This window comes from Acetivibrio straminisolvens JCM 21531, from assembly GCF_000521465.1.
Classification (GTDB): domain Bacteria; phylum Bacillota; class Clostridia; order Acetivibrionales; family Acetivibrionaceae; genus Hungateiclostridium; species Hungateiclostridium straminisolvens.
This window is the reverse complement of sequence record NZ_BAVR01000005.1, coordinates 55,329-68,107: the sequence shown is the minus strand read 5'-3', so window position 1 is coordinate 68,107 and position 12,779 is coordinate 55,329. Positions and strand designations below refer to the sequence as shown.

The following is a 12,779-nucleotide window of genomic DNA, read 5'->3' as shown; positions in this document are numbered from 1 at the left end:
TAGTAAGGATAAAAATTGAGTTGAAACTAATCTGGAAAAAGTGTAACATTTATATAGTTATTAAGGCAATAAGTGGAATGTAGCAACGGCGTGCTAGATAATAGCTGTTACTGTGTATTTTCAGTATCGGTTTAAGAATATGGAAGGTGGATATATATGGAGGGTGCAAGACTTTTTGACATTAAAACTTTCAAGGAGATAATGGAACATAATATGTGTATAAACAGCTCAATAAGAGATAAGATAAAAAATAATCTGGAATCACTACTCAACATAAGGATTTTAGAATCGGACTTTGATACTGGAGAAAATGAGCGGTTGGATGTTATTGCTTTAGGCACGGAGAATAACCCTTTGATTGTATTGTTTCAAACAACTCAAAGTGAAAGTATGGTATCAAAGGCAGTTTTTTATCTTGATTGGCTGATAAACAATAAGGGCCTGTTTAACAAACTGGCGCAAAAAACCGTACCCAACGTTAATATTGACAGCATAGACTGGCAAAAAGCGGGCATTTTCTGCGTGGGAGGAGACTTTTCCAAGTTTGACCGGTACATGGTATCGCATATCGGCCGAAATATTGAATTGATTCGATGTAAAAAATATGATAGAGATCTTCTGGTCATAGAGACGGTTTTCAAACCAATAAGCATAAACTCCTGCAGGACTTCGGCTTTGGCATTGACATCTGCTCCAAATGTTGAGCAGAATAAAACGAAAAAATATACAAAGGTAAGCCAGGTTCCAAGAATTGGTTATTGTCAGATAGAGAACGGCAAGCATTATGTAGTGTTCCCCGGCAAGGAAAAAGGCGAAATATTCGAAATACCTGTCACCATATATCTGGCTCAAAATCAATTTGTGTTGGTTGACGAATACAACCGGTTCCAGTATGCTTTCCCCTATTGGCTCAATGACAATGAGATACTAAGTTCAAACATTGCAAGCTTCGCTGTGGTTTTACTTAAGGACTCTGAGGTTTTTATCGACAAAGGCGATAACATGCTGTGGAAGCTGAATAATGTTCCATCCAATGTTCAACTGAGGGATAGAAACATTGTATCTGTTGACAGTCAAAACAACTTTTTGAGATTTTACAAGCAGGTAAAACACAATGCCGACAGCTTCATGATGTCTGCAAAAGCCAAGGGACACACACTGGCCTTTGTACTTAAAATTCTTGATAACGGGGTTTTGCTTCGGGATATTGAAACCGGAAAGGAATTTTTTAAGGATATGGATACGGAAGGCATAACCTTTAAGGAGCAGCAAATCCTATGCCTTCACGAGGGAAATATAGTACATACCCTGACTTCATGCAAATTCTATACTTTGTCTTCATTTTACGATAAGTTTGAATACGGTACTGTGGAAATAAAAGATGGTCTGACCTTTCTAAAAAAGCTGTCCGGAGAGATTGTAATAATAAATGATGCACCGGATTATTTAAGGCCGGGTCAGGTAGCCTATGTAGATGAAAATAATAATTTCTGCGGCATTGAAGATGATGGGGATGGCCAGGAGGCTGACACTGTAAAAAGAAATATTTCCAATATCAGTACCTTTAAAAGAGTAAGCAAGAAAGAAAGGATTGAAGTAACCAAGCAGGTTTGATTCTTGGAAATAAAGCTTACGAAAATTCTTACAAATTATGCCTTTTGAAGTTCGGATACAAGGCAGAGGTATTGGAAGGATTCGAACCGTGGGCAAAAATCAGCAATGAGCTTAGGGATACCGATGTGGTAGTGGTGGTAACCTCCCATATATCCCATGACAATATGTGGAGAGTGAAGAAAGAGATAACAGAAATTCCTGTTGTCTATTCGGAATTTGACGGTGCCAACAGAATATTAGAACAGGTTATTGCGGCAGAGAACAGTTGGAAAGAAGTTCGTACGGCAAGATAGAAATACGCTTACAATCGATATTAAATGTATACTGTAATTAGCCGATAAATAATATGACATAAAGCTATTATAGGCATAATTTCGCAGGAAATAACAGTAATTTTTACTTACAATATAAATAGCTTGTGTGAAATTATTACAGGCCGCAAGGCGGGGGGTTCTTATGAAGCGATTCAAAAAAGTTCTTGCCATGGCAATTACAGTATGCATGCTAAATGTTTTTCTACCCATTTCACAATTGAGTGTTTTTGCTGCTACAGTTGCGGTAAATATCTATGTTGATGATTTCTCAAACGGAGATTTAAAAATACGCTGGGATAATGTTTCGGGTGCAAAGTCATTTCGTATAAGTTATCATACACCCGCTGGAGTAGAAGAGACCATCGAAAGCAATGACAGCGTAAATACATATACAATAACCGGTTTGGAAAACGACTTTATATATGATATCCGTGTGGAATTATTCAATAATCCGGATACACTTGGAAGCGTAATAGGAGAAGGCCTTTTGTTTTTCCTTCCGCGCATTACATTTACCTCATCGAGGGCTGAGCAGACGAGGACAGCCCTTCCGGGCGGAGGTTTTGAGATTGGCGACAAGCCGAGACTGAACCTAAAGTGGATGATGCCAAAGGTCTGGAATGGCGGTGGTGTTGCTAATGCCGGCGAACCCGGTGCGGTAACTTACATAAAGAATAGCTTAAATAGTGTGTACGGTAATGGATTGGATATTACAAGCCTCAACTTTAGGATAAACATTTCCACCAACGCAGGCAATCTAAACAGCGGATCTTCCCAGTCTGCAATAATAATTGAGTATTCGGCTTCCGGCTATACTGCTCATGTTTCGGGTAATGATAGCGTAAAAGCTTCTGTTTTGGGACCCGATGCAAACGGTTATATGAGCGTTGACCTTATAGGAAGAAAAGACGCAAATGCCGAAATTCCTCCTTTGGAGACAAACGGCCTTCCGGACGGAGATATTCTTCCCGGTACGGTTTATTATATGAATATTAAACCTGCCTTTTATAATGATGCCAAAGAGACAAAATACGCCGTTACTGTGGGTAAACTTTCGGACATGAACGGAAGTATTCTTTCGGGAAGCTTTCCCTATACCTATACTCCAATAAGATTTCAGCTGTCTCGCGATTCCTCAAACAACATTTATGTAAAGATATACAAAGTAAATCAGGGAAGCCTTAATATGCCAAGGATGTTCTATGAAATACAGTCCAGTGATGACCCAACGATACCGGGGGACTGGACTGTCAGAAAGACATTGGACGACAGCTTCTTTGTGCAAGGGGCCGACAGTGCACTGACTGTCATATCGGGTACCGGCCAAAACAATACAATTTATTATAGAATAGTGGTAAAAACGGAGACAACCATCGACAGAATTGAGTCCGGAAAATTGCCCTATGCTCTTGGGGAGGACTCAAGCAAGTGGTCTGTACCCAACGGTATAACAATAGTTGACAGAGAGCTGGTGACCAGAAAAGTTGTAGATGCCAACGGGAAAGAGGTACTCCAGAAGTCCAGCAACATTACGATTTCCTGGGAAAAACCGGCCAACTGGAATGAAATCAAAACAAATACCGATACCGACAAGGATATGGTTTTCCATGTACTGTTAAATACCAGTCAGAAGGAAATAACCACCGAACCGTATCCGGAGCTTAAGGATGACGATACTTCCTATGGGTATTTCCCTCTGAAATACAGAAGGATGATATATTTCTCTTCAAAAGCTGTAAAAGAGGTGGGAAACCGCTTAGAGTATACAATAAAAGGATTTGAGCTCTTTAAAGGAGAGTATTTTACAGGATATGATGCTGGCGGCAATCCTGTAATCGTAGAAGAGGATATCGATAATACCGAAGGGTATCCTGACTTCCTCTTGCCCAACAAAGTATATTATATGCAAATGTATACAACAAGCGCAGCCAACAGAAATACCACCAATATTGAGGAAATGTCCGACAAATCTGTAATAGTAAGCTTTACAACCCGTGCAGCACAAGAAATGGATGTTCCTCTTCCAAAGAATTTTATGGTTACAAAAAATGATGCTTATATTACCATTGACCAGGATACTCAGCAAGCTATTGTATCAAATTACATAGAGCTTCAGTTTGACAAGCTTAACATCAATTGGAAAAACTATGTGGCAGACACTTCAGTCTCAAAAGCTGTTTATTATGATTTATACATGAGCACAAGAACTGACATAACCTCTTTCAAGCTTGTGGGAAGTACTGAAAACCCAAAAGGCGATGTGTTATTTGCAGGGACAAATGATGACAGCAGCTCGATAAGAGCGTCCATAAGCAATTTCTCTCCCGGAACGGATGCCTATACTCTTTTTGGAGAAAAATTAAGACCCAATACCACATATTATTTTGTAATAAAGACAAGGCTGTCGATAAGTACACTGTCCGAGGACAGAATATCAAAGCCTTCGGCAATTCTTGCGGTGACTACGGTCCGGGGCGTGATGGGAGAACCGGATGAATCTGCAAAGAGACCTCTTACACCAACGGATTTTAATATTGCAAAAGATGAAAAGGGAAATCCGTTGGTTGACAGCTTGAGCGTGGTATTTTCATGGAACTGGGCGGAAAATGACGTATATTATGAAATAATATGTACTTCAAGAAGAGTTGAGCCCGACGAAGGGGACTATGACGGCTCGGAGGATGCCATATACCAAAGCTTTAATGCTGAATTTGGAAACGTAATCTTAGACCCTTCATTGCCAGTGCTTGCCAAAAACTTTGAGCTTGATCCCATAACAAAAGGGTTGAGGTATACAGTAGATTCCTGGCTGTTTCCGAATAGGCTTTATTACTTTAGCATAAGGGCGGTAAAGAGTAATGATCCAACAAATTACAGCTTGTGGGTTTCAATCCCCGTTACCACTATTTTGATAGAACAGCCGTCCATGCTGGAGGCGGTTAAAGACGCACAGTTGGGATTTTACTTTAATGACAGTGATATTAATGCAAGGACGGAAGACTACAGTATATATATAAAACCGGAAGACGATTTGAAGTTCGGACAGGTGGCAAGAAACAGATACACTATAGTGAGGTTGGGAACAATCAACTATGTAAGGCTTTCAAACCTTGAATTTGATACAGCCTACGATATAAATATATATAAGAATAATAACAGCGAACCGGTCTTTACGGCCCAATCCATGAGAACAAGGGACGGAGGCCACGAGCTGGAAGCTAAGTGGAGAGGTCTTCCGGGATACAAGTACGAGCTTGCGATAAAAACCTTGTCAGACGATGACTATATTGAGCTTTCCGATGAGGATCTGGAGGAATATATAAATTACGACGGAAAAATACTTCCATATTATAAAGAAAAAGATCCCAAAGCAAACAGCATGAACTATGAATACTTCTATGCGAGAATAAAGACGTACCCTGTAAAAATGCAGGACGGAAGTATCAAGCATGAGAAGCTAAAATCCAACACAAAATATTATATCAAGGTACGCGCAGTAAGGATTGACCCTGTGGATTCCACTATTGTCTCATACTCAAAATATATAGGGCCTGTTGAAGTCAGAACGGAATTCAACCAGGATGATTACGACGAAGAGGACAACAACAATAAAAAAGAAGCAAAGTTTTTGGATAAAATCCATGAGTTTGAAGAGGCGCTGTACTGGAGAATTGATATAAGAAACGGAAATTACAACAAGCTTCTTCTAAAAGAAGACCGGATGGTAAATGCAATTCAAAACAACGGACCATATCCCTTTACATTGGATATATCCAAAATTAATGAAGGTGCCGGCACGACGTAGTATATGTTCCAGGCAGTGTGATAGAGGTCTTGGAGACAGACAACACAAGTCTTGTAATTAAGACCATAGGTGCGGAGTACACCTTAAGGCCGGGAACTATTGATACCGAAAGCAAAGAAGTTGTTGCTCTTCATGGCAACTCAAATGTCAAGGGAATATACTATAAATTTACCATAAAGCGTTTGCAAAAATCGGCCAAGAGTCTGCCGGAGGGAGCCGAAGCCGCATCTCAAATAAATAGTGTCAGTGTAGAAGCGGTGGGGACAAGCTTTACCTATTCCCAAATCAAAGATGAAATACACAACAAGTTGTACAATAAAGAGTCGGGGCTTGTCCAGGAAAAGCTTAGTAAGCTTTTGAGCCGGGATAACAAAAAAAGCAAATATACTAATATTGATGAAGAGATTTTAGAGCTTATTGGAGAGATTGAGGAGGATTTGTCTGTATTTATTAAAAACAGGATTGACAGCACAAGCGGCTCTTACTCCATAGTGGTGGGCACTAGAGCAATAAAGGACTTTGACAAACCTATGATGACAAAGCTGACCTTTACCGATAAAGCAGGATTGAAAGCTCCAGGCGTATGGTACGAAGGGGAAGGAAAGTGGAAAAAGCTTTCATCCAATACGGTTTACATTGCAAACAGCGCATTGTTCAACACTGTAAAAACCGGTGAATACGCTATGCTCGTTTTTGCGGCAGCCCCATCGGATGTGACCGATGAGTACTCCTATTCCGGGGATATAAAAATTCTTATGTCAAAATACGATTTAAGAGATGTTTTCGGTAATCTGGAGTCCTTCTATCCGGAAGATAATGTTAAAGTAAAGGAAGCAATTTTACTTTATGAAAAGGTTGCAAACAAAGAAGGAACAAGTCATGGACTTACCATAAGCCAGAAGGCCGAAAAGTACGGTCTTAAGAGCCTTGTGGGGGTCGGCGGTGTTACAAGGGATATAACCCGGCAGGAAATAGCCTTGATAATAATGAAAGTGTATTGTGAAAAGACAGGTGTAAATATTCAGAGCCTGGTACCCAAAAGATATGTCTATATAAGCGATGAAAAAGATGTTGACGGTAACTTGCTAAAACCCGTTCTGCTGGTATTGGACTTGGAAGTAATGACAGTTGGCGAGAGATACGCATTTGAGCCTAAAAAACCTGTTACCCGGGCAGAGTTGGTAGAGTCTTTTGTAAAAATACTTGAGATTACCAAGGAAATATAAGGAGACATGATGAAAATGACAAGAGCTAAGAGAGCTATCGGACTAATATTGATAATGAGCCTTATTATCCAACTAAATATCATAAATACAGCTTGGGCTATTGATGCAGAACCTCAATCGGCTCCTTCAAAGCTTAGGATTGAACCGCAAAATCCTGGGGAGCCAGCCATTGGCTATAGTGAATTTGATAAATATTATGTAGATTTTAAATGGAATGTAAGTTTTCCTGCTTATTCCATTTCGAAATACCTTAACTTCTATGTGCAGGAAATCCCGAAGCCTTACAGGGCGGCCAAACCCCGTACATTGAAGGCAAAGGATGTTTCCGGAAATCTGGATTCGTACCGCTTAAAGGATCTGAATTCAGGTACCATCTACTACGTGGATGCGACTGCCTACCACACATATACGGAAGACAGCAAATTGTACAAAAGTGCTGAATCGCCGGCTTCAAACAGAGTGAAGGTTTTGACCGAGATAGATGTTGACGCATATTCCGTGTCTACAAACAAGATTAAGATAGAATGGGATGATGTTTGGAATACCAGTGGCAGAATAGACTACAAGCTTTATATTTCCGAAAACGGCAATTTCACCAATACACCGCCGATATACATAGGCAAAGACCAGATAGGACCGGATAAGCCGGTAAAGGTGAATGAGTCTACAGGAAAGCTTGAGTATATTCACACTGCCAGAGACCCGGGAAGGGTCTACTACATCAGAATTGAGCCGGATGTTAATGATTCCGAACTCAAAAAGAATCCGTACAGTCCAACCGTTATTGTCAGCAGCTACATTTTGGTTAAGACCACAAAAATAGCCGCTACCGACTCCGGAACCATTTGGAAGCTGGAGTGGAGTCCTGTTGTTACCGGACTTAGCGACAGCAACATAAAAGTCAAATATCAGATTTACAGGGGGCAAGTGGACTCTAGCGATCTGGAACAGTACATGGCGGCTGTGGACGGTACCGATTTTTTTGTCACGCTTCCTCCCGGAGAGGTTGAACACTACTTTATAATCAGGGCAATTGTAACCAGAGACGGTCTTGATGTGTATGAAGGCATAAAGATAGAATCCGAAAGAATAATAGTAAGAGAGCAGGAGACTCCTTCTTATCCCGCAGCTCCGGTATTGGTGGACAAATTTGAAAAAGCTCCGGGAGAGACCATTATAAGCTATGATGAAGAACTCAAACCCAATAGTGCGACAATTTTGTGGAAAGCTCCCACTCGAGGGGACGGGCAGGTGGACAATGATATTACCTATGACATATGGATTATAGACGATCCAAACCTTATTGACAATCCGCCGGAGAGCAAAAAAATTGCCTGGAACGTGTCAATGGGAAGCAGTAACCAAATAATTAGCGGAGATGCCCTTATTGGCTATAAATACGTTGTTTCGAATTTGACTCCCAACTCCACCTATTATTTAAAAATAGTTGCAAAGAAGCAGTTTATTGAATATGTTGACGATATACTCCAAAATGTCGAATATATATCCGACCCTGCCATAAAGGTTATTATTACTCCCACCGATGAGCCGATAAATCAGCCTAATGTGCCGGCAAAGCCGCCTCTTAAAGTAAAGAAGGATTCGGACGGACAGAACATGGTTACGGAAAGTTCGGTGACGATACAGATTAAAAACCTGTGGTATGAAGAATATAATTTCAGTGAAAACAAATGGGAATACATACGCACTGAAAAACTTCATTACAATGATGTGCCGCCTTTTGACCCTCAGCCGTCCGTTGTTGATGATGTTTATTACAGAAAAGTGTCCTATGATTCAGGCGTAAGAATAAATGTCGGATGTGTTGAGTATAGGGAAGGAATGTCCTATGATGAGCTCAAATATCTTCCTGCGGATAAAGTAGTTAATTTCCCGGTTGACCCAAATGACCCGTGGGAAAACCCGGACCTCAATCCTGACGGGAAAAAACACAACGTGGATATTACAGTTGCCGGTCTTGAGCCAATAAAGTGTATGTTATTTGGGTGAGAGCGGCAAGACCCAGTGCAAACCTTGTGTCCGAACCGTCGGACCCGTTAATAGTCACGACAAATCCCGTTATAATACCTCCTTTGGAAAAGCCGGTGGTGCCTTCATTCAACTATCACCTGGCTGCGGACACGTACATTGATTTGGGCTGGGAACTCAATCCGGAACACAATTACTATCTGAAATACGGACTTCACGACAATATCAATGCAGCCATTGGAAACGTGAAAGTTACACCGGAAGACTTTGAGAATTCCATATACACAAGAATAACAGGCCTGACTCCCAATACCCTGTATTATTTCTGGGTGCAGGCAGAAGCTGTCGGCAAAGACGGAGAGACAATAAAGTCCGAGTGGAGCGATTCCTATCTAGTAAGGACTCTTGCCTATATTCCGCCGGATACGCCAAAGGGGTTCGGTATAAAAAACAGCTCCGACGCGATTACAAAGAACAGCATTACGTATGAATGGATGCAGGAAGAGGGCTTAGAGTATATTCTTGAGGTTGCCGGCGACATAGATTACAAAGATGCCATGGAATTCAAAGTGGGAAAGGTCTCGGAATTTACTGTGGGAGGACTTTTGTCGAACCACAGGTATTATGCAAGGCTGTATTCCTATGATCCTTCGAAAAACTTGAAATCCAATCCCACCCAGAGTGTGACTGTGAGAACTAGAAGAAGCAGTGATGACTATGATTCCGATGAGGATATTGATACTGTCATAATCGGTGATTTTGTAAATAAAGCAAAAACCGTCAAAGACGGAGTGTGGGATGTTAAGATAGTTGGGGTTGATGCGGACAGATTTGTAGAGTATGTAATTAATGACAATAAATTAGATGTTACAGTCAAACTCAATGATCCGCCCCAGGCATATAAAAAACTGAGAATACTGGTTTCCGACAAGGTGTTTAAATCCCTGACCGAGCTTTCGGAAAATGTTACTTTTAAAATGAAAGATTTTTTCCCTTGTTATAAGACCGGGAACAATAACAACGGCAAACTTCAACCATTGGCGGGAAAGGCTTCGGGAGTAAATTACGAAATAACCATTTCTCATCTTGGCAATACCGGAACAAATGTAAAGAACATGATATTTAAAACCGAGACCGTAAAAATAGAAATAGGTGTAGTCGATGGCGGCAATGTAATACCTGTAAGTTCTGTCCTAAAGCCTCTTAAAGTTCTTTCGGAATATGACGATACCGATAGATACACCGAGGGCAAGACATCCGGCTTTTTATACGACGGAGAAACCGGCAAATGGAAAAGACTTAATACCGCATATGATTTCAACTATGACAGAAATATAGGAACTCTTGCTTTTGAAACCGTTAAATTGGGAGATACTGCTATAGCGGAATTGGACAAAGACTTTTTTGACGACATATATTATCATCCTCACGAGACCAGCATAAATAACGTGGCATCTTTGCATGAATTAAAAAGCGTTCCGACAAGGCTTTTCGAACCGGACAATTATGCCTCATTGGGAGATACAGTAAAATTTATGCTCGATGTCTTGGATTACGAATATGGAAGCGACTATATGAACAAGGCTTTGAAAGCAGGATTTATTACTTCCAATGATATTAAGGCTTCAAGCAGAAATTGTACAGTGGGTGAGGCTTACAAAATGATAATCAGGCTCTTTGAGCTGAAAACCGGAAAAATAACGGATGCCAAAACAAAGGCAGAGTTCATTGAAAAAAATGGCTTTGAACTGGTAAGAGATGGCGGTAAAACAATCATGGTCAATGAGCCGATAAAAAGACATGAAGTTCTTGTGCTTATTGAGAAACTACTGGTATATATTGGAGAATTGGAATAAAAAACAAGGTTAATTTCTACTTTAAAAAAGAGGATTTGAGGTAGGAAATAATGAATATAAAGACTATATGTGTGAGCATAATATTTATATTGCTTGTTATGATTGTGAGTGTGCAAAATGTCAATGCTCACGGAGTTGTGTTCGAGACGCGGCAAATAGACGAAAACAAAATAAGGGTTACATTAAAGTGGTCCGATGAAGAAAAAAATAAAGACAAAGGCATTGCCATTACCCATTATTTCCTGGTAAACGGCAAAACGCTCAATATTGGTTATGAGACGGTTGAAGGAGCATCCCGGGCACATCTTGACTACGATTTGACCGGTGCTGTTCCGCCGATTAGAATAATCCTTTCAAACATTAATGATGCCGATTGGGTACCTTTTAGCGACATAAGGGGCATTGAAGCCCAGGAGTATATTACTCATCTTCATGATGCGGGAATTGTGAACGGAATGCCGGACGGTTCCTTCAAGCCAGAAAGTAGTATTACCAGAGCAGAGTTTATGGTTCTTCTGGTAAAGGCGTTGAATCTTCAAGGGACAACGGAGAATACTTCGGGATTTACCGATATTGACGGACATTGGGCAAGGGATATAATAATTGTTGCATCAAAACACGGATTGATTTCAGGTTATGAAGACGGGACGGTAAGGCCCGATCGGCCTATAACTTTAGCTGAGGCCTGTTCGGTTGTAGCGAGAGCGTTCGAGTTCAAGACTACAAAAAACGGGATTTATTCAAAATTAAATCCGGATAAATGGTACAGCAAATCAGTAAAGAAAATGTTTGATGTAGGTATCCTGACGGTTAATGACAGCCTCTACAAGAATTTTGACGAAGAAGCTGCAATAACTAGAGCCAACTGTTCCATGATGGTAAGCAGAGCACTCTCCACATACTGATATAGAAGCCAGATCCTTTGTTGTACCAAGCTACTTAATTTACGATTTTGCATTACGACGAAAAAAAGTTTACAATAATTCTATGCCGCTTTTTTAGGAGGTGGTTGTACAAAAGAGCACTTCTTAACAGTTGAAAATTTCTAAACAATTGAAAATTTCAAACAGTTCTTAAAAAATAATATATGTATATCCCTCTTGCGAAAAGGCAATAATTCTACTATAGCTGTGTCCATTTCTAATGAAGATGTACAAAATGGTAGAAAAGGGAGATATATATGAAACTTTCGTCGAAATACTTTTATTTGCTAATAATCTTAATTATACTATTTACAATTGGGTGTTTAAAGCTATATTATAATAAAGGGTCATCTTCAAGCGCCCTTAAAGAAGCTTTTGTGGCATCGGGGGCAACTCTTGCCAACACTGAATTTTATGCATGGTCAAAAACAGAAAAAAGTTTTGAAGAATTGTCAAAGATGGCAGACAATCTAGCAAAGGATTTGAATATAGAGAATAACGAACTGTATTCAAGAAGATTGATAACAAATGATCAGATTGACAAGATAGAGATAATCGGAACTGTTGGCAACGGGAAGATGGTAAACATATGTGCCCAATCCAATAGAAGCGGGCAAGATGCAGGAAAGTCTTATATTTCACTGAGCCTCACTTCCGGGCCCGATGAAATTGGACTTGAGGATATACATGATGATTTAGTTGATGTGCTTGACAAATATAAAATTGAATCGGAATTGAATATCTGTATTACCGGATATTTTGAAGGAAAGATGGATCACAAAGATTTAAATAAAATGAGTAATAGAATACTCAAAAGTGCAAGGGCTAAAAAGGTAAACGGTATTGCAGAAAAAAATTTAATAAGTGTTTCGGCTTTCGCTCCGAGTATTGACAATTCAATACTGGTAAATGGCGAAAGGGTGAATATGAACATCGCAATCAGGTATAATTCTTATGAAGACAGAACATACATATGGCTTGCGACACCTGTGATAACTGTTGAATATTGATACAAGCAGCCGCGCAAGGTGGATACAAAAGATAAATTACAA

The 12,779-nt window shown here is 40.1% G+C and carries 8 protein-coding genes; all 8 read left to right on the top strand.

The window, feature by feature from the left end; all coding sequences use genetic code 11:
- Window positions 1–156 precede the first annotated feature (156 nt).
- The 8 genes from JCM21531_RS02250 (at window position 157) to JCM21531_RS02230 (ending at window position 12,737) form a co-directional block, all read left to right on the top strand.
- A complete protein-coding gene (locus JCM21531_RS02250) occupies window positions 157–1,614 on the top strand; it encodes a hypothetical protein (RefSeq protein ID WP_243467092.1) in 1,458 nt (485 codons plus the stop codon).
- Window positions 1,615–1,658: 44 nt separating this feature from the next.
- Window positions 1,659–1,907 carry a DUF2325 domain-containing protein gene (locus tag JCM21531_RS20155; RefSeq protein WP_243467091.1) on the top strand — a complete coding sequence of 83 codons (249 nt, stop codon included), beginning with the start codon at window positions 1,659–1,661 and terminating at the stop codon, window positions 1,905–1,907.
- A gap of 163 nt (window positions 1,908–2,070) precedes the next feature.
- Window positions 2,071–5,733 (top strand): ferrous iron transporter A, encoded by a 3,663-nt coding sequence (locus tag JCM21531_RS02245; protein ID WP_243467090.1) that lies wholly within the window; start codon window positions 2,071–2,073, stop codon window positions 5,731–5,733.
- Window positions 5,734–5,750: 17 nt separating this feature from the next.
- Entirely contained in the window at window positions 5,751–6,959 is a 1,209-nt protein-coding gene (locus JCM21531_RS20150) for a hypothetical protein (protein ID WP_243467089.1), read from the top strand.
- A gap of 15 nt (window positions 6,960–6,974) precedes the next feature.
- Window positions 6,975–8,969, top strand: a complete 1,995-nt coding sequence (locus JCM21531_RS20145; RefSeq protein WP_243467088.1) for a fibronectin type III domain-containing protein — start codon at window positions 6,975–6,977, stop codon at window positions 8,967–8,969.
- Window positions 8,951–10,804, top strand: coding sequence for a fibronectin type III domain-containing protein (locus JCM21531_RS20140; RefSeq protein ID WP_243467087.1), 1,854 nt, complete (start codon window positions 8,951–8,953; stop codon window positions 10,802–10,804). The genes JCM21531_RS20145 and JCM21531_RS20140 overlap by 19 nt, the downstream gene beginning before the upstream one ends.
- Window positions 10,805–10,854: 50 nt before the next feature.
- On the top strand, window positions 10,855–11,709 hold the full coding sequence (locus JCM21531_RS02235) for an S-layer homology domain-containing protein (RefSeq protein WP_038287071.1): 855 nt from the start codon (window positions 10,855–10,857) through the stop codon (window positions 11,707–11,709).
- Window positions 11,710–11,984: 275 nt separating this feature from the next.
- A complete protein-coding gene (locus tag JCM21531_RS02230) occupies window positions 11,985–12,737 on the top strand; it encodes a YwmB family TATA-box binding protein (protein ID WP_038287068.1) in 753 nt (250 codons plus the stop codon).
- Window positions 12,738–12,779 lie beyond the last annotated feature (42 nt).